Origin of the sequence: [Zimmermannella] faecalis ATCC 13722, from assembly GCF_000381765.1 — a bacterium.
GTDB classification, from domain to species: domain Bacteria; phylum Actinomycetota; class Actinomycetes; order Actinomycetales; family Microbacteriaceae; genus Gulosibacter; species Gulosibacter faecalis.
The window spans coordinates 168230-184863 of sequence record NZ_KB907077.1; the positions used below are offsets into that span (position 1 = coordinate 168230).

A 16634-nucleotide genomic window follows, 5' to 3' on the forward strand; every position below is an offset into this window, starting at 1 on the left:
TCAGACCCCACCGAAAGGACCCCACATGCAACGAGATGAGCTCTACGAGCGAGGACTCGCCCAACGCCGAACAATGTTCGGCAGCGAGGGCGCCGAAGACCAGGTCGAGCACACGACCGACGTCAACGACAAAATCCAGGAGTACGTCACGCGCGTCTGTTTCGGTGACATTTGGCAGCGCGACGGCCTCAACAAGCGCGACCGCAGCAAGATCACGCTCGCGATGCTGCTCGCCCAGGGCAAGTCCCACGAAATTCGCATCCACATTCGTGGTGCACTCGCGAACGGCGTGAGCCCGCTCGAGATTCGAGAGCTCATCGTGCACTCGATTCTCTACATCGGAATCCCAGGAGCGGTCGAGGGCATCCGGGCATTCGAGGAGATCCTCACCGAGCGCGGCATCAGCTTTGAAATCGATGCGGAAGCGTCCACCACGCCGGCACCTTCGGCGCGGTGACGACAACCCATGATTGAGACACGACAGGAGACGGCGACCATGACGTCCGCAACCACATCCACCCAGACCGTCGGTTTCGTTGGCATCGGAACGATGGGCGAACCGATGTCGAGCAATATCGCGAAGGCCGGCTTTGACCTGCGGCTCTACGACGTCGACAACGAACGTGCGCAAGCCCTCGCGACTCGCCTCGGCGCGACGCCGCTCGGCAGCGCCGAGGATCTCGCAGCGTGCGATGTGATCGTGCTCATGCTGCCGACCAGTCAGATTGTGCGGAGCCTGCTCGTCACCGGCGACGGCGACGATGCACGAATCGCGCTGCCACTGCGCCCGGGCACGGTCGTCGTTGACATGAGCTCGTCGAATCCGAACGACACCGTCGAAACCGGCCGGATCCTCGCGCAGAGCGACGTGCACCTCGTCGATGCCCCGGTATCGGGAGCGCGGGAACGTGCGATCTCGGGCACGCTATCGATCATGCTCGGCGGGGATTACGAGGCGGCGGTACAGCGCGCTATCCCGGTCATCGAATCGATGAGCGAGCGCATTTACCGAACCGGCAAGCTCGGCACCGGACACGCGATGAAGGCACTGAACAACTTCGTCGCCGCGGCCGCCTACACCGCCGCGAGCGAGGCGCTCATCTCTGGCGAACGATTCGGACTCGACCGGCGCACCATGGTCGACATTTTCAACACCTCGACGGGGCAGAGCTTCGTGACGCTGAACGTGCTCGGCCCACACATCGTCGACGAGCAGTTCGCTTCGGGATTCTCGCTCCCGCTCATGACGAAGGACGTCAAGATCGCCGAGGACCTACAGGCATCGGTGTCGCATGCGGCACCCGTCTGCAGCGCGGTCGTCGCCGCGCTCGACGGCGCGCTCACCGAGCTCGGAAACGTCGACCACACCGAGGCGTACAAGTTCTGGAATCTCCAGTAGCACATCCACCACCCCTTCCCTCTCGCTGAGACCACGGTGAATCACCGGTGATTCGTCGTGCGCTTCGCCACCCCGAAAGGAACCCCACATGTCCCACACACGCACACGAAACCCGCTGCGCGCGACCGCTCTCGCGGCCGGCGTGATCGGTTCGCTCTTGCTCGCAGGATGCTCCGGTGTCGCTGACGACTCGGGCGCGGAATTCACGTTCACGCTCGCGACTGCCGCGACCGCGGGCACCCCGAACGCCGCCGCTCAGGACTGGTATCTCGACCGCATCGAGGAGGCGAGCGATGGGCGCATCTCGATCGAGCGCACGACGGCGGAAGCTATCTGCGCCGCGCCCGAGGTTGTCGAATGTCTGCGCGACGGCCGAGCTGACATTGGCGTCACCATTCCCGACTACACCCCGCAGTATTTCCCGACGCTCAGCGTGGTCGGAATCCCCTTCATCAACCAAAACTCGCAGGCAGTCACGGCGGCCCTCTACGACCTGCACACGACGAACGACACCGCGATTGCGAGCATGGAGTCGACGGGGCTGCACTACGTCTCGGCCTGGCCGGTCGGTCGCCTCATCGTGGGCACGAAAACCGAGGTGAACACCGTCGCCGACCTCGCGGGGCTGCAGGCGCGCGCATCCGGTCCCGTGATTCAGGCGGTGCTGCAGGACGCGGGCATCAACATCAACGCGATCACCGCGAGCGAGAGCTACGAGGCGGTCGAGCGAGGCGTCATTGACTCTGCCGCGGGCGCGATCGACTTCCCGGTGAACTACCGGCTCATGGAGCTGCTGCCGTACTGGACCGACCCGGGAATCGGGCAGTACTCGACGTTCGGTATGTGGTTCTCGGCGAGCGCCTACGACAGCCTGCCCGACGACCTGAAGCAGGTCGTCGACGAGGTCACTGCCGAGTTCAACGGCGGCGAGGCGATCGTGGCGTTCAATGACTCCGCGGCGAACCAGTGCCAGGAAATGCTCGACTCGCCCGACGTTGATTCGTTCGACGCGTGGGATGCCGACTCGACCGAGGCATGGCAGGACGAGGTCGGCGATTCGGCCGAGTCAGCTTGGCAGGAGATCGCCGAGGGCTACGGGCTCGACGACGCCCCGTCGTTCCTCGAGGCCTACAAGGCCGCGTATGCCGAGCACGAAGACGCCGAGTACAACGACGCGACGCTCGACTGCGTTGACCAGTTCGCCAACCAGTAGTCGCTGACGGAGTGACCCACGGGCATAGGATTTGTCCGTGGGTACTCCGATCACAAGGCTGCGCGCCCTCGCGAAGATTGAGCGCGAGAGCGCGATCGAACGGCGCGTGCGCGCGGGGGAGGACCCGGCGCACGTCGTCGCCGAAGAGCCCGACATCGACGAGCTGACCGTGCTCATGCTTCGTGACGAGGCGCTCGAAGACGAGGACCTGCACGCCGAATACCAGCTCGCGCGGCTCGCGTCGCGCTCGCGGCAGTCGGGAGCGGCCGACCTCCGCGCGACGGCCGACGAGATCGATGCCCGCCTGTTCCGACAGATCGCCCAGCGGCATCCGAGCCTCTCCCGCGCCGTGTGGACCATGCTCGGCGACGTCGACCATCGGGGCGCACCGGCGGGCTCCTGACCCGGCAATTCCGCCGACAGCGATCTTGGAATGCGAACCCAGATATTTGGGTTGCCCTTCACGACAGAACGAAGCGCGTTCTTGAAGGAGATTTCGTATGACCATTGCCATTTTCGGAGCCACGGGTGAGCTTGGTGCTCACGTCATCGATGCCCTGCTCGACCGGGGCCTCACTCCCACCGACATCGTCGCGCTCGGCCGCAACGAGGAACGGCTCGCAGCCCTCGAGTCGCGGGGCGTGCGCACGGCCCGCGTCGACCTCGATGAGCCGGCCACCATCGACCCGGCGCTCGAGGGTGTCGACAAGGCGCTGCTCATCTCGACGAACATCCCCGGCCAGCGACTCCCGCAGCACCGCGCCGCGATCGAGGCGATGGGCCGCGCGGGCGTGACGCACCTCGCGTACACCTCGCTGCTGCACGCCGACTCGTCGCCGCTCGCGCTCGCTGAGGAGCACCGCGGCACCGAGCAGCTCATCGCCGAGTCGGGCATCCCCGCCACGCTGCTGCGCAACGGCTGGTACACCGAGAACCACGGCGACGACTTCGCGGCCGGCCGCAGCGGCGTCATCACGAACGCCGCGGGCGACGGTGTGCTCGCGACGGCGGCCCGCCGCGACTACGCCGAGGCCGCCGCGGCCGTGCTCACCGAAACTGGGCACGAGGGCAAGACGTACGAGCTCGCTGGCTCGGATGCGTGGACCTTCGCCGACTTCGCGGCCGCCGCATCCGAGGTGCTTGGCGCGCCGGTGGAGTACCGGGCGATTTCGCAGGAGGAGCAGGCCGAGCAGCTGCGCGGCTTCGGCGTCGACGAGGGCACGGCCCAGTTCGTCGCCGGCATGTACGCCGACATGGCGAAGGGCGCGCTCGAGGGTGACTCGGCCGACTTCACGCGACTGATCGGCCGCGAGACCACGCCGCTCGCCGAGGTGCTGCGCGGCTGGAAGTAGTCGCGCACTCGCGAACGCAGGTTCCGTCGAGCGCAGCTCTCGTCGGAAGCAGGGGGCGCGGTTGGATGCCCGGGGCAAGTATGCCCACGGCATCCGGCCGCGCCCCCTGCGTATTGACACGACGAAGCGCGCTCGGATACTTTGGACCGGTCCAGACAGATTGTCAGCGCAGCGTCGCGCGCGGATGCCGGCGCTCGAAACCAGACTCCAAATCAGAGGAAAGCGCCTATGACCGCCACCCCCACACGTCGCCTCGGCGTCGGCCTCGTCAGCGTTGGCTGGATGGGCCAGCTGCACAGCCGCGCGTACACGCGAATTCCGCAGGTGTATCCCGAGCTCGGGGTGACGCCGCGGCTCGTCGTCGCGGCCGACACGGCCGAGGCCGGCCGCAAGCACGCGACTGACGTGCTCGGGTTTGAGCGCGCCGTCGCCGACTTCCACGAGGTCATCAACGACCCCGAGGTCGACGTCGTCTCGGTGTGCGCCCCGAACTTCCTCCACGCCGAGGTCGGCATCGCGGCAGCAAAGGCCGGCAAGCACGTCTGGCTCGAGAAGCCCGTCGGCCGCGGCGCCGACGAGACGGCCGCGATTCGCGACGCCGTGGTCGAGGCGGGCGTCGTCTCGACGATCGGCTTCAACTACCGCCAGCCGCCCGCGATCCAGCGCGCGCGCCAGCTCATCACCGACGGCACGATCGGCGAGATCACGAACGTGCGCGGTCGCTTCTTCGGCGGCTTCAGCTCCGACCCGCAGTCGCCCCGCGCCTGGCGCTTCGTGCGCGAGCTGAGCGGCTCGGGCGTACTCGGCGACCTCATGGGCCACCTCGTCGACCTCGTGCACTTCCTGCTCGGCCCGGTCTCGGAGATCACGGCGACGACCGGCACTTACATCACCGAGCGCCCCGGCGTGCCCGGCAGCCCCGATGAGGGCAAGACCCTCCCTGTCGAGAACGAGGACTACGCGAACATGCTGCTGCGCTTCGACGACAGCGCCGTCGCGAAGGGTGCGCTCGGCGTGCTCGACGCCTCGTGGCTTGCGGTCGGACCCAAGGCCGAGTACGCCATCGAGGTGTTCGGCACGAAGGGCTCGCTGCGCTGGGACTTCGAGCGGCTCAACGAGCTCGAGCTCGCGGTGCGCCGGCCGGGCGAGGGCCTCGGCTACACGCGCCTCATCGCTGACGACACGTTCCCCGAGTTCTCACGGTTCCAGCCGAGCTCGGGCACGCCGATGGGCTACGACGACCTCAAGGTGATCGAGGGCAAGAAGTTCATCGAGGCGATCCTCGGCCAGGGCGCCGAGAACTCGAACATTCACGACGCACTTGCCTCGGCGCAGGTGCTCACCGCAGCAGAGGCGTCGGCCGAATCCGGTGCCTGGGTCTCGACGCCCATCGTCGAAGGACACACGGGGAACATCCGATGACCGCACGTATTGCCACCGCACCGATCAGCTGGGGAGTCAGCGAAGTCGCCGACTGGGGCTACCAGTTCGCACCCGAGCGGGTGCTCGCCGAAATGGGCTCGATCGGGTTCACCGCGACCGAACTCGGGCCCGACGGCTTCCTCCCGCCGGCACCCGCCGACAAGGCGGCCGAGCTCGCGAAGCACGGCATGACCGCCGTCGGCAGCTTCGTGCCCGTCGTGCTCCACGACGAGGCCGTCGACCCGCTGCCGCGCATCGCCCGCGAGCTCGACGACTACGCCGCGACGGGCGCCGACGTGCTCGTCGTCGCCGCAGTGACGGGCAAGGACGGCTACGACGACGTGCGCGAGCCGCTCACCGACGCACAGTGGCCGACGCTGTTCCGCAACCTCGACGCGATTCGCGAGCTCGCCGCATCCCGTGGCGTGACCGCCGCGATCCACCCCCATGTCGGCACCGTCGTCGAGACCGACGACGAGGTCGAGCGCGTCGTGCAGGGCTCGTCGACGCTGTTCTGCTTCGACACGGGGCACCTCATGATCGGCGGCACCGACCCCGTCGAGTTCGCCCGCAAGTACGCCTCGCGCATCGCGCACACGCATCTCAAGGACGTCGCGATCGACGGCATGGAGCGCGTGAAGTCGGGCGCCTCGACGTACTTCGACGAGATCAACGCCGACGGCCTCTACCGCCCGCTCGGGCAGGGCGACGTCGACGTGCGCGCGATCGTCGCGAGCCTGCTCGGGGCCGGATACACGGGCTGGTTCGTGCTCGAACAAGACAAGGTCGTGCACGGCGAGCCCGCCGAGGGCGAGGGCCCCATCGAGGACGCGCGCGCGAGTTACGAGTTCCTGCAGGGCTGCCTCGCAGAGATCGAGGGCTGACATGCGCATCGGCATCGCGGGACTCGGGCGCATCGGCACGATGCACGCCCGCAACCTCGTCGCGCTCGACGAGGTCTCGGAGCTCGTGCTCATCGGCCGCGACCGCGGCCGACTCGAGACGCGCCGCGACGAGATCGCGGCGGCGACCGACCTCGGCTCGACCCGCCTCGTGATCGGGGAGGGCTGGGAGGAAGAGCTCCCGACCCTCGACGGCGCGGTCGTCGCAACGACGAGCGCGACGCATCCGGCCATGGCCCTCGACGCGGCGAAGGCGGGCGTCACGGCCCTCGTCGAGAAGCCGCTCGCGCTCAAGGTGACCGAACTCGAGGCCCTCGCCGACGAGCTCGAGGGCACGGGCGCCGAGACGATGGTCGCCTTCCACCGCCGCTACGACCCGGCGCACCAGGAGCTGCGCCGGCTCGTCGCGGCGGGTGAGCTCGGCGCGCTGCGCGTCGTCACCGCGACCGGGCACGACCACTACCCGCTGCCGGCCCACTACATTCCGGTGTCGGGCGGCATCTGGCACGACATGCTCGTGCACGACTTCGACACGATTCCCTGGGTGACGGGGGAGCGCGTCGTCGCCGTGCAAGCGAGCGGCACGGTGCTCGACGAGCCCGCGCACGCGGAGTACGACGACGTCGACACGGCGCTCGCGGTGCTCGAGCTCGAATCGGGCGCGATCGCGACGGTCACGGGGATGCGCCACAACGGCGCGGGGCAAGACGTGCGGCTCGAGCTGTTCGGCACGACCGCCTCGTACGCCGCGGGCCTCGACGACCGAAACCCCATGGTCTCGGCGGAGCCCGGGCAGCCCGGCGTGCCGCATCCGTACGACGACTATGCCGACCGCTTCGCACCGGCGTTCCGCGCCGAAATGCGTGCCTTCATCGACCTCGTCGCCGGTCGCGGCGAGAATCTCACGCCGCCGCGCGCGGGCATCCAAGCCATTCAGATCGCCGACGCCGCGGCCGAGTCGCTGCGCACCGGCGAACGGATTCACCTCTCGTAGCTCCCTCTTAGAGAAAGACCCGACATGACGTCGAACCCCACCCTCCGTATCGGCCTCATCGGCACCGGGCGCATCGGCCAGGTGCACGCCGCGAGCGTCGCGGCGCTTCCCGGCGTCAGCCTCGACTGGGTCGCCGACCCGTTCATCGACGGCGCGACCCGCACCGCCGAGGCCTACGGCGTGCCGAACGTGACGGCCGACCCGCTCGAGGTGATCTCGTCGGGCTCGGTCGACGGCGTCATCATCGCCGCCCCGACACCGACGCACGTCGGCCTCATCGAGGCGTCGATCGACGCGGGCGTGCCGGTGCTCTGCGAAAAGCCGATCGACCTCGACATCGCGCGCGTCGACGCGCTGCGGGCGAAGGCCGAGGCCACCTCGACGCCCGTGCAGATCGGCTTCAACCGCCGCTTCGACCCGCACTTCGCCGAGCTGCGCCGGCGGGTCGCCGCGGGCGAGATTGGCGCGCTCGAGCAGCTCGCGATCACGAGCCGCGACCCCGAGCCGCCGGCCGCCGAGTACGTCGCCGTCTCGGGCGGCATCTTCCGCGACATGACGATTCACGACTTTGACATGGCGCGGTTCTTCGTGCCCGACATCGTCGAGGTGACGGCGCGCGGCGCCCGCCAGTTCGACTCGGCGATTGCCGCGGCGGGCGACTACGACGCGGTCGTCGTGACGCTCCGCGGCGCGAACGACGAGCTCATCACCATCACGAACTCGCGTCACAGCTCGTACGGCTACGACCAGCGCATCGAGGCGTTCGGCGCCGGCGGTCTGCTGCAGGTGAGCAACATCCCCGTGACGAACGTGCGTGCCTTCACCGGCACGAGCGTCGAGGGGCTCGCGCCGTACCGCAACTTCTTCCTCGAGCGCTACGCCGACGCGTACCGCCTCGAACTCGAGGCGTTCGCCGAGTGGATTCGCGGCGGCATGGCGAACGCGCCGGGCTTCGACGACGGGCGGGCCGCGCTCGTGCTCGCCGACGCCGCCGTGCGCTCGGCCGCCGAGGGTGTCTCGGTCGCGGTGGACCTCCGCGCATGAGCGAAAACGAGGCCCCCGCGCTCGTCGCAACCTGCTGGACGAGCGCGGGCACAGCTGCGCCGCTCGATAACGAGCTGAGCCCGATTCCGATCCTCGAGCGCGTGCGCGCCGCAGCGGCGACCGGATGGGCCGGCCTCGGCTTCGGCCAAGACGACCTGCGCGAGGCCCGCGACACGATCGGCTTCGAGGCCGTGCGCGCGGCGATCGACGAGGCCGGGCTCACGCACGTCGAGGTCGAGCTGCTCTCGGACTGGTGGCTGCCCGACGGCTCGTGGCGCCCGACCTGGGAGCTGCTGGTCGAGGCGGCGACGGCCCTCGGCGCGGCGTTCATCAAGCTCGGCCCCGGTATGGGGGAGCCGCTGCCCGAGGTCGCGCCCTTCGTCGAGCCGCTGCGCGCCCTCGCCGACGAGGCGCGGGCCGCGGGCATCCGACTCGCGCTCGAGCCGTTCCCCTTCGGCCTGATCGCGACCATTCCGCAAGGCGCCGAGCTCGTGCGCGCGGTCGACCGCACGAACGTCGGGCTCGTCGTCGACTCGTGGCACGTGTTCCGACCCGGCACATCGTTCGCCGAACTGCGCGACTGCCTCGACCGCGACCTCATCTTCGGCGTCGAACTCAGCGATACCGACGCCGAGGTGCGCGGCACCCTGTTCGAAGACACGCGCGACAACCGCCGCTACGTCGGCGACGGGGTGCAGGACGTCGCCGGCTTTGTGCGCACGATGCGCGAGCTCGGCTTCGACGGGCCGTGGGGCGTCGAGGTTCTCTCGAACGAGCACCGGGCTCGCGACCTCGCCGACGGGCTGCGCCACGCCCGCGCGACGGCGCTCACGGCCTTCTAGATCGTCAGAACGAAGCCGGGGCGCGTATCCAATTCGGATACGCGCCCCGGCTTCGTCGTGCGTGGCTAGTTCTTGCCGAGCGGCAGTCGCGAGTCGAGCGGCTGCGACTCGAGATCGCTGCGCACCCACTCGTGGGCGGGGTCGTTCGCGACGATCCAGGTGCGGGCCGTGCCGGGGCCGGCCATGACGTTGAGGTAGTAGAGGTGGTAGCCGGGCGCGGCGGCGGCCGGGCCGTGGTAACCACGCGCGACCGTGGCGACGTCGCCCGAGCGCACGACCTCGTCGATCGGGTCGTCGCCCTCGGCGCCGGGATACGTGTGGAACAGGCCGATCGCGTCGGCGTCGCGCGGGGTCTCGGTGTCGCGGGCCGCCTCGAAGTAGTAGATCTCCTCGAGGATCGCCTCTTCGCCGGGACGGTCGGTGTCGTGCTTGTGCGGCGGGTACGACGACCAGTTGCCGGCGGGCGTGATGACTTCGCACACGAGCAGCTTCGCGGCCTCGGGCAGCGCCGCGGGCATCCCGAAGCTGTGCACCTCACGCGAGGTGACGCCGTTGCCGCGCAGCTCGATCTCGGTGTCGGAGGCGGGCACGTAACGGGCCGCGGCGCGCTGCTCGGTGGGCGCCTCGGTGACGGCGACGCGGCCGTTACCCGTGAGGGTCGCGGCGGTGCCGGCGCCGAGGAACAGCACGTCGGTCGGGCCCGAGAAGACGGTCGCGCGGCCGGCGAGCTCCTGCGTGACGGCGGCGGCGTCGGGCTCGGTGTAGGTCACGCTGAACGAGCCGGCGAGCGGCACGATGATGCGCTCGATGTCGCCGGCGGGGAGCTCGGCGGTCTCGCCGTCGAGGTCGGCGACGCGCAGGCCGGTGTGCTCCCAGCTCTCGAGCGAGTCGTCGATGACGGTCTCCCACGGGCCGCTCGCGAGGTCGCCCTTGCGGTGGAACCATTCTGGGGTGCTGGAGGTCATGCAAATGCCTTTCGTGCGTGGATGTTCGGTACTAGTGCGCGTCAAGGCGCAGGTCGAGCGGTGGAGTGCCGACGCGAACGCCGTTCGGAATGGGGAACGTGGTCGCGACGGCGTCGACCGTGCTCACGGTCTGCGCGCCCCAGGCGACCGCGCGGCGGAGCGCCCGGACGGGGCTCGAACCGGTGCCGTCGCGGCGGCTGTCGGCGAGGAATCCGGCGAGCGCGGCGTCGCCCGCGCCGGTCGTGTTCACGACCTCGACGCGCGGGGAGTCGGCCCACGCGACGTCGTGCTGCGTCACGAGCACGGCGCCGGCGGCACCGAGGCTCGCGAGCACGGCCCGGGCGCCGCGCGCGACGAGGTCGCGCGCCGCGTCGACCGCGTCGCCGACCGTGACGAGCTCGCGCCCGGTCGCGTCGGCGAGCTCGAGCACGTTCGGCTTTACGAGGTCGGGGGAGTACCCGGCGTCGAGCCACTCCGCGATCGCCGCGCCGCCCGAGTCGAGCGTGATGCGGGCACCGAGCGCGCGGGCGCGGGCGATGAGGCTCGCGGGCGAGAGCGCGGCGCCGTCCTCGGCGCGCCGCGGGATGCTTCCGGCCACGACGAGCCAGTCGGCGTCGAGCTCGCGCAGGGCGGCGATCGTTTCGTCGCCGAGGCGCGCCCACTCCGCGTGGGAGAGCGGGCGCGGCGCCTCGTTGAAGTTCGTGGTCGCGCCGTCGTCGGCGATCACGACGGTGTTCACCCGTGCCGGTTGGTTCGCGGCGACGATGCGGTAGAGCCCCGCCTCGACCGCGAGGTGGCGATCGGTCTCGGAGAGCGTCGTCACCGCCGCCGTGCGGGCGCCAGCGTTGCGGAGGTTCCGCGCAACGTTGACGCCCTTGCCCGCGAGGAACGAGCGCACGTGCCGGGCGCGGTTCACGGTTTCGGTGCGCATCGCGTCGATCATGTACACGCGATCGATCGCCGGCGACGGCGTGAGCGTGACGACCCGGGCGCGGAGCGGATCCCCGCCCGGTGCGTGCGTTCCAGCTGCGGTTGCGGCTGCGGTTACGGCGGTCATGGTTACTCCACGGTTGCGCGTTGGGTGGCGAGGACGGCCTCGGCGACGCGTTCGGGCGAGAGGCCGTACTTGTCGAGGAGGAAGTCGTTCGGGGCGGATTCCGACCAGCGGTCTTCGAGGCCGATGCGCTGCACGCGGGTCGTGCCGCGCTCGGCGAGCACCTCGGCGATGAGCCCGCCGAGGCCACCGATGCGGGAGTGCTCCTCGACCGTGATGACCTCGTCGGCGTCGCCGATGAGGTCGAGGAGCGCGTCGACGTCGAGGGGCTTCAGCGTCGGCAGGTGAATGAGCTTCGCGCTCACGCCTTGCTCGGCGAGGAGGCGCACGGTCTCCCGCACGCGCGAGGTCTGCACGCCGGTCGAGATGAGCGTGACGTCGGTGCCGTTGGCGATGAGGCGCGGCGTGCCGAGCGAGAACTCGTAGCCCTCGTCGAACACCGGCTCGACCGCGTCGCGCGCGACGCGCACGTAGAGCGGGCCATCCCACTCTGCTGCCCAGCGGAAGATCGCCTCGGCCTCGAACTCGTCGGCGGGCGCGAGCACCGTCATGTTCGGCATCGCGCGCATGATCGCGAGGTCTTCGATGTCCTGGTGCGTCTTGCCGCTCGACCCGTTGAGCAGGCCGCTGTATGCACCGGCGATGCGCACGGGCGCCTTCGTCTGCGAGACGTGCATGCGAATCTGGTCGAGTGCTCGGTGGGTGAGGAACACCCCGAACGTCGAGAGCCAGGGGCGGTAGCCGACCGTCGAGAGCCCGAACGCCATGCCCACGAGGTTCTGTTCGGCGATGCCGACCTCGATGAACGCGTTCGGCACCTTCTCGGCGACGATGTCGGCGCGCGTCGAGGTGGCGAGGTCACCGTCGAGCACGATCACGCGGTCGTCGGATGCTGCGAGGTCGGCGAGCGTTTCGCCCCAGACCAGTCGTTGTGCCTTCATTAGTTGTTCCCTTCCGCACCGATGAGCTCGCCGCGCGCGGTCGCGAGCTGTTCGGGGCTCGCAACGCCGTTGTGCCACTTGTAGGTTCCTTCGGTGAAGGAGATGCCCTTGCCCTTCGTGGTGTTCGCAATGATCACCGTGGGCTTGCCGGCCGAGCCGCGCTTCGCCGTCACGTCGTCGAAGGTCGTGAGAATCTCGTCGAAGTCGTGTCCGTCGATCGACACCGCGTTCCAGCCGAAGCCGGTGAACACGCGCTCGAGGTCGACGTGGCCGACCGGCTCGCTGCGATCGAAGCGGTCGGTCTCGGCCGCGGGCCAGCCGTACTGCTGGAGGCCGTTGAGATCGATGATGAGCGTGAGGTTATCGAGCCCGAACCGCGAGGCCGACAGCACCGTCTCCCAGATCATGCCCTCCTCGAGCTCGCCGTCGCCGACCATGACCCAGGTGTGGAAGTCCTTGCCGAGGCGCTTCGCGCCGAGCGCCATGCCGGCACCGGCCGCGAGGCCCTGGCCGAGCGAGCCCGAGGAGGCGTCGATGCCCGGCGTGACGAGCATGTCGGGGTGCCCCTGCAGGCGCGAGTCGCCGTGGTCGAACGTCGCGAGCTCTTCGCGGGGGAAGTAGCCGCGCAGCGCGAGCACCGAGTAGAGGCCGATGGCCGAGTGCCCCTTCGAGAGGATGAACCGGTCGCGGTCGGGGTTCTGCGGGTCGGCGGGGTCGACGTTGAGCTTCGCGAAGTAGAGCGAGATGAGCAGGTCGGTGGCCGACAGGGGGCCGCCAATGTGGCCCGCCTTGCTCGCGGTGACGGTGTCGATGATCGACCAGCGAGCCTGTCGGGACAGGGCCGCGAGCTCTTCGCGGGATGGTCGGGTGGAGGTATCGGGCATTGCGACTCCTTTGGTTGGCAACAGCTAGGTCATTTCTATCACGCATCGAACAGCTAGTCCAGTATGTGAGATGTGTGAGATGATTCACGTACGGTTGTCCACCCCGTGAGAGAGTTGTTCCCGTGACTAGCACCGATGCCAGCCCCGCGCGCCTCGAGATCATCGATAAAGCCGACGCGCTCATTCGCCTGCTCGCCGACGAGGGCGAGCGCAGCGCCACCGACATTGCCACGGAGTTGGGTGAACCGACGAGCTCTGTCTACCGGCTGCTCACGAGCCTGACGGCGCTCGACTTTGTCGAGCCGGGCGTGCGGCGCGGCACCTACCGCCTCGGCATCGACCTCATGCGGCTCGGCGGCGTCGTCGAAGACCGGCTCAACCTGCGCGACGCGGTTGCGCCCGAGCTGCGCGGCCTGCTTGAGGCGACCGGGCTCACCGTGTTCCTCTGCATTCGCGCCGGCGAACGAGCCGTGTGTATTGAGCGCCTCGAGGGCCGCAACGTCCGCTCGCTCGCGCTCGTGCTCGGTCAGTCGCTGCCGCTGCACCGGGGTGCCGCACCCCGGGCGATTCTCGCGAACCTGCCAGCGGGGGAGCGAGCCACGGTGTGTGAGCTGCTCCGCGACGACCCCGAGTATCCGCCCACGCCCGACGACGCGCCCGATAGTGAGGCGTTCGCGCAGGTGCGGGCCGACGGATACGCGCTGTCGGACGGCGATGTGACGCCCGGCATTGCCTCGCTCGGCGCGCCCGTGCGCAACCATCGCGGCGAGGTCGTCGCCGCAATCTCGGTGAGTGGGCTGCGGGCGCACACGCTCGATCCGGAGCTTGCCGTCGTCGATCTCGTTCGGGCCGCAACCCTGCGCGCGAGCGAATCGCTCGGATTCCGGGAGGGGGAGCACTAATGGCCACGATTCGCGTACTGGCGAATGCCCGGCAGCTCATCGACGCGCTCGCCGAGCACGGGCCGCTGAGCCCGGCCGAGGCGGCGAAGCTGCTCGAGATTCCGCGGCCGACCGTGTATCGCCTCGCCGAGGCGCTCGCGGCGGTCGACCTCGTCGAGCCGCTGCCCGACTCCCGTCTCGCGCTGTCGCACCGCTGGCTGCGGCTCGCCGAGTCGGCTCGGCTTGGGCTGACCGAGTGGGAGGGTGCGGGGGAGATTCTCGATCGCCTCGCCGAGAGCACCCGGCAAACCGCGTTCCTCAGCGTGCCGCGCCGAACGGGCGCCGTCTGTGTCGCCTGGGCGCAGGGGTACGACGTGGGGATCCTGCTGCTGCGGCCCGGCCGCTCGCTGCCATACCACGCCGGGGCCGCCGGCCGGGTGCTGCTCGCGCTCGCGCATCCGAACCCCGACGAGTTTCTCGAGGGCGCGCCCTTCGAATCGTTCACGGCCGAGACGATGACCGAGGCGGCCTCACTCAGTCGCGATCTCGATGAGATTCGCGCGCGCGGCTACTCAGTGTCCGATGAAGACGTCACGGTCGGCGTCGGCGCCGTCGGCATGCCGGTGCGGGATGCGAGCGGGCAGGTGATCGCGGCCCTCTCGCTCAGTGGCTTCGCGGGAGAAATCGCCGCGAAGCGCGACGAGTATGTCGCGGCGACGTTCGAGGCGGTCGCCGAGCTCGAGGTGCTGAATTCCTGAAAGTCTTCCACCTGGTGGACGCCGTGTCCGTATCTCGATAGAGTGGACGCACCAACTCATCGAGAAAGCGAGCTGCAATGACGCAATCGACCGAAACCGTCCGCCTCACCGTGGGCCAGGCGGTCATCCGTTTCTTGAACGCCCAGTACGTTGAGCGCGACGGCACCGTCGAGAAGTTCTTCGGCGGCGCGTTCGGCATCTTCGGGCACGGCAACGTCGCCGGCATCGGCCAGGCGATGCTGCAGTACCAAGACGAATTCCCCTATTACCAGGGCCGCAACGAGCAGGGCATGGTGCACATCGCCACCGGCTACGCGAAGATGCGCAACCGCCTCGGTGCGCTCGCCGTGAGCACCTCGATCGGCCCCGGCGCGACGAACATGGTGACCGGCGCCGGTACCGCGACGGTGAACCACCTGCCCGTGCTGCTGCTGCCCTCGGACGTGTTCGCGACGCGCAGCACGGGCGCCGTGCTGCAGCAGCAGGAGCACCCGTACGCGCAGGACATCACCGCGAACGACGCGTTCCGTGCCGTGAGCCGGTACTTCGACCGCATTTGGCGACCCGAGCAGCTCGCGCCCGCCCTGCTCGAGGCGATGCGCGTGCTCACGAGCCCGGCCGACACGGGCGCCGTGACGATCGCCCTGCCGCAGGACGTGCAGGCAGAGGCCTACGATTTCCCGGCAGACCTGTTCCGCGAGCGCACCTGGTACGTCGCGCGCAACCGCGCCGACCGCGCCGCGATCGCCCGCGCCGCCGAGATCATCCGCTCGGCGAAGAAGGCCGTCATCATCGCGGGCGGCGGCGTCATCTACTCCGACGCGTCGGAGAAGCTCGTCGAGTTCGCCGAGTCGACCGGCATCGGCGTCGGCGTGACCCAGGCCGGCAAGGCCTCGTTCCCGCACACCCACGACCTCGCGCTCGGCGCGCTCGGCGCGAGCGGCTCGGTGTACGCGAACGGCCCCGCGAGTGAGGCCGACGTCGTGATCGGCATCGGCACGCGCTACACCGACTTCACGACCGCCTCGAACACGCTCTTCAAGAACCCTGACGTGCAGTTCGTGAACATCAACGTGGCCGAGGTTGACGTGCACAAGGAGGCGGCGACGCCGCTGCTCGGCGACGCGCGCGAGACGCTCGACGAGCTGCTCGCGGCCCTCGACGGCTGGTCGATCAGCGACGACAGCCGCGCGGCGGCCGTACGGTCGGCGGCCGACTGGCGCGCCGAGATCGACCACATCATCGAGCTCGACGGCAGCCCGACGCTCTCGCAGGCGCAGATGCTCGGCATCCTCAACGACGCCGCGGGGGAGCGCGACGTCATCGTCAACGCGGCCGGCTCGATGCCCGGCGACCTGCACCGCCTCTGGCGGCCGGGCTCGCTCAAGGGGTATGACATCGAGTACGGCAACTCGTGCATGGGCTACGAGATCCCCGGCGCGATCGGCAACGCCCTTGCCGACCGCACGCGGCGCGTGTTCGGCCTCATCGGTGACGGCACCTACCTCATGCTCTCGCAGGAGATCATGACGGCGGTGCAGGAGCACCTCGCGATCACCTTCGTCGTCGTCGACAACTACGGCTACGGCTCGATCGCGGCTCTCTCGGAGACCCGCGGCTCGCAGGGATTCGGCACGCGGTTCAACGAGCGCGGCGACGCGCTGCGGCACGACGGCAGCCGCATCGAGGTCGACTTCGCGGCGAACGCCGCGAGCTACGGCGCGAAGGTGTGGAAGGCCGACACCGCCGATGGGTTCCGCGAGGCGCTCGAGGGCGCGACCGCCTACGACGGCACGAGTGTCGTCTACGTGCAGGTCGACGCGCAGGGCCGCTTCGGTGGCTCGGGCGCGTGGTGGGATGTTCCCGTCGCCGAGGTCTCGGAGCTTGAGTCCTCGAAGCAGGCGCGCGTCGAGTACGACGAGGAGAAGTCGCACCAGCGCCTCTACCTGTAACCCAGTAACCCAGTAACCCAGTCTGCCCGCC

Annotated in this window: 17 protein-coding genes; 13 read left to right on the top strand and 4 right to left on the bottom strand. The window is 69.4% G+C overall.

The window, feature by feature from the left end:
- Nucleotides 1-25 precede the first annotated feature (25 nt).
- The 10 genes from G328_RS0106675 (at nucleotide 26) to G328_RS0106720 (ending at nucleotide 9168) form a co-directional block, all read left to right on the top strand.
- A complete protein-coding gene (locus G328_RS0106675; protein WP_026339705.1) occupies nucleotides 26-457 on the top strand; it encodes a carboxymuconolactone decarboxylase family protein in 432 nt (143 codons plus the stop codon).
- A gap of 39 nt (nucleotides 458-496) precedes the next feature.
- Nucleotides 497-1399 (top strand): NAD(P)-dependent oxidoreductase, encoded by a 903-nt coding sequence (locus G328_RS0106680; protein WP_040904966.1) that lies wholly within the window; start codon nucleotides 497-499, stop codon nucleotides 1397-1399.
- A gap of 88 nt (nucleotides 1400-1487) precedes the next feature.
- Nucleotides 1488-2612, top strand: a complete 1125-nt coding sequence (gene dctP / locus G328_RS0106685) for a TRAP transporter substrate-binding protein DctP (protein ID WP_019618571.1) — start codon at nucleotides 1488-1490, stop codon at nucleotides 2610-2612.
- Between the two features lie 37 nt (nucleotides 2613-2649).
- Nucleotides 2650-3015, top strand: a complete 366-nt coding sequence (locus tag G328_RS14545) for a hypothetical protein (protein WP_019618572.1) — start codon at nucleotides 2650-2652, stop codon at nucleotides 3013-3015.
- 97 nt (nucleotides 3016-3112) lie between these two features.
- Complete coding sequence (locus G328_RS0106695) at nucleotides 3113-3964, top strand: SDR family oxidoreductase (protein WP_019618573.1); 852 nt, start codon at nucleotides 3113-3115, stop codon at nucleotides 3962-3964.
- A gap of 228 nt (nucleotides 3965-4192) precedes the next feature.
- Nucleotides 4193-5386: a Gfo/Idh/MocA family protein gene (locus G328_RS0106700; RefSeq protein WP_019618574.1), complete on the top strand. Its 1194-nt coding sequence runs from the start codon at nucleotides 4193-4195 to the stop codon at nucleotides 5384-5386.
- A complete protein-coding gene (locus tag G328_RS0106705) occupies nucleotides 5383-6270 on the top strand; it encodes a sugar phosphate isomerase/epimerase family protein (protein ID WP_019618575.1) in 888 nt (295 codons plus the stop codon). Before G328_RS0106700 ends, G328_RS0106705 begins: the two co-directional genes overlap by 4 nt.
- A gap of 1 nt (nucleotide 6271) precedes the next feature.
- Nucleotides 6272-7282, top strand: coding sequence for a Gfo/Idh/MocA family protein (locus G328_RS14550; protein ID WP_019618576.1), 1011 nt, complete (start codon nucleotides 6272-6274; stop codon nucleotides 7280-7282).
- A gap of 24 nt (nucleotides 7283-7306) precedes the next feature.
- Complete coding sequence (gene iolG, locus G328_RS0106715) at nucleotides 7307-8326, top strand: inositol 2-dehydrogenase (protein ID WP_019618577.1); 1020 nt, start codon at nucleotides 7307-7309, stop codon at nucleotides 8324-8326.
- The gene (locus G328_RS0106720; protein WP_019618578.1) at nucleotides 8323-9168 is read left to right on the top strand and encodes a sugar phosphate isomerase/epimerase family protein; all 846 of its coding nucleotides are present in this window, start codon (nucleotides 8323-8325) and stop codon (nucleotides 9166-9168) included. Before iolG ends, G328_RS0106720 begins: the two co-directional genes overlap by 4 nt.
- Nucleotides 9169-9233: 65 nt before the next feature.
- Here the strand turns inward: G328_RS0106720 and iolB are convergent, their stop codons facing one another.
- The 4 genes from iolB to G328_RS0106740 are packed head-to-tail and all read right to left on the bottom strand — an operon-like array spanning nucleotide 9234 to nucleotide 13012.
- Nucleotides 9234-10133 carry a 5-deoxy-glucuronate isomerase gene (gene iolB, locus G328_RS0106725; protein ID WP_019618579.1) on the bottom strand — a complete coding sequence of 300 codons (900 nt, stop codon included), beginning with the start codon at nucleotides 10131-10133 and terminating at the stop codon, nucleotides 9234-9236.
- 31 nt (nucleotides 10134-10164) lie between these two features.
- Complete coding sequence (locus G328_RS14555; RefSeq protein WP_019618580.1) at nucleotides 10165-11190, bottom strand: 1-phosphofructokinase family hexose kinase; 1026 nt, start codon at nucleotides 11188-11190, stop codon at nucleotides 10165-10167.
- Nucleotides 11191-11192: 2 nt separating this feature from the next.
- The gene (locus tag G328_RS0106735) at nucleotides 11193-12128 is read right to left on the bottom strand and encodes a transketolase family protein (RefSeq protein WP_019618581.1); all 936 of its coding nucleotides are present in this window, start codon (nucleotides 12126-12128) and stop codon (nucleotides 11193-11195) included.
- Nucleotides 12128-13012, bottom strand: coding sequence for a transketolase (locus G328_RS0106740; RefSeq protein ID WP_019618582.1), 885 nt, complete (start codon nucleotides 13010-13012; stop codon nucleotides 12128-12130). Before G328_RS0106740 ends, G328_RS0106735 begins: the two co-directional genes overlap by 1 nt.
- Before the next feature lie 122 nt (nucleotides 13013-13134).
- On the opposite strand from G328_RS0106740, the gene G328_RS0106745 reads away from it, so the two are divergent.
- The 3 genes from G328_RS0106745 (at nucleotide 13135) to iolD (ending at nucleotide 16603) form a co-directional block, all read left to right on the top strand.
- Nucleotides 13135-13914: an IclR family transcriptional regulator gene (locus tag G328_RS0106745; RefSeq protein WP_019618583.1), complete on the top strand. Its 780-nt coding sequence runs from the start codon at nucleotides 13135-13137 to the stop codon at nucleotides 13912-13914.
- Nucleotides 13914-14651 carry an IclR family transcriptional regulator gene (locus tag G328_RS0106750; RefSeq protein WP_019618584.1) on the top strand — a complete coding sequence of 246 codons (738 nt, stop codon included), beginning with the start codon at nucleotides 13914-13916 and terminating at the stop codon, nucleotides 14649-14651. Before G328_RS0106745 ends, G328_RS0106750 begins: the two co-directional genes overlap by 1 nt.
- Nucleotides 14652-14728: 77 nt before the next feature.
- Nucleotides 14729-16603 carry a 3D-(3,5/4)-trihydroxycyclohexane-1,2-dione acylhydrolase (decyclizing) gene (gene iolD / locus G328_RS0106755; protein WP_019618585.1) on the top strand — a complete coding sequence of 625 codons (1875 nt, stop codon included), beginning with the start codon at nucleotides 14729-14731 and terminating at the stop codon, nucleotides 16601-16603.
- The last annotated feature ends 31 nt before the right edge of the window (nucleotides 16604-16634 follow it).

What these genes read in the sequence shown, in the direction of transcription:
- G328_RS0106675 (WP_026339705.1), top strand. Translation starts at nt 26, where the DNA reads ATGCAACGAGATGAGCTCTACGAGCGAGGACTCGCCCAACGCCGAACA.
- G328_RS0106680 (WP_040904966.1), top strand. Translation starts at nt 497, where the DNA reads ATGACGTCCGCAACCACATCCACCCAGACCGTCGGTTTCGTTGGCATC.
- dctP (WP_019618571.1), top strand. Translation starts at nt 1,488, where the DNA reads ATGTCCCACACACGCACACGAAACCCGCTGCGCGCGACCGCTCTCGCG.
- G328_RS0106695 (WP_019618573.1), top strand. Translation starts at nt 3,113, where the DNA reads ATGACCATTGCCATTTTCGGAGCCACGGGTGAGCTTGGTGCTCACGTC.
- G328_RS0106700 (WP_019618574.1), top strand. Translation starts at nt 4,193, where the DNA reads ATGACCGCCACCCCCACACGTCGCCTCGGCGTCGGCCTCGTCAGCGTT.
- G328_RS0106705 (WP_019618575.1), top strand. Translation starts at nt 5,383, where the DNA reads ATGACCGCACGTATTGCCACCGCACCGATCAGCTGGGGAGTCAGCGAA.
- G328_RS14550 (WP_019618576.1), top strand. Translation starts at nt 6,272, where the DNA reads ATGCGCATCGGCATCGCGGGACTCGGGCGCATCGGCACGATGCACGCC.
- iolG (WP_019618577.1), top strand. Translation starts at nt 7,307, where the DNA reads ATGACGTCGAACCCCACCCTCCGTATCGGCCTCATCGGCACCGGGCGC.
- G328_RS0106720 (WP_019618578.1), top strand. Translation starts at nt 8,323, where the DNA reads ATGAGCGAAAACGAGGCCCCCGCGCTCGTCGCAACCTGCTGGACGAGC.
- iolB (WP_019618579.1), bottom strand. Translation starts at nt 10,133, where the DNA reads ATGACCTCCAGCACCCCAGAATGGTTCCACCGCAAGGGCGACCTCGCG.
- G328_RS14555 (WP_019618580.1), bottom strand. Translation starts at nt 11,190, where the DNA reads ATGACCGCCGTAACCGCAGCCGCAACCGCAGCTGGAACGCACGCACCG.
- G328_RS0106735 (WP_019618581.1), bottom strand. Translation starts at nt 12,128, where the DNA reads ATGAAGGCACAACGACTGGTCTGGGGCGAAACGCTCGCCGACCTCGCA.
- G328_RS0106740 (WP_019618582.1), bottom strand. Translation starts at nt 13,012, where the DNA reads ATGCCCGATACCTCCACCCGACCATCCCGCGAAGAGCTCGCGGCCCTG.
- G328_RS0106750 (WP_019618584.1), top strand. Translation starts at nt 13,914, where the DNA reads ATGGCCACGATTCGCGTACTGGCGAATGCCCGGCAGCTCATCGACGCG.
- iolD (WP_019618585.1), top strand. Translation starts at nt 14,729, where the DNA reads ATGACGCAATCGACCGAAACCGTCCGCCTCACCGTGGGCCAGGCGGTC.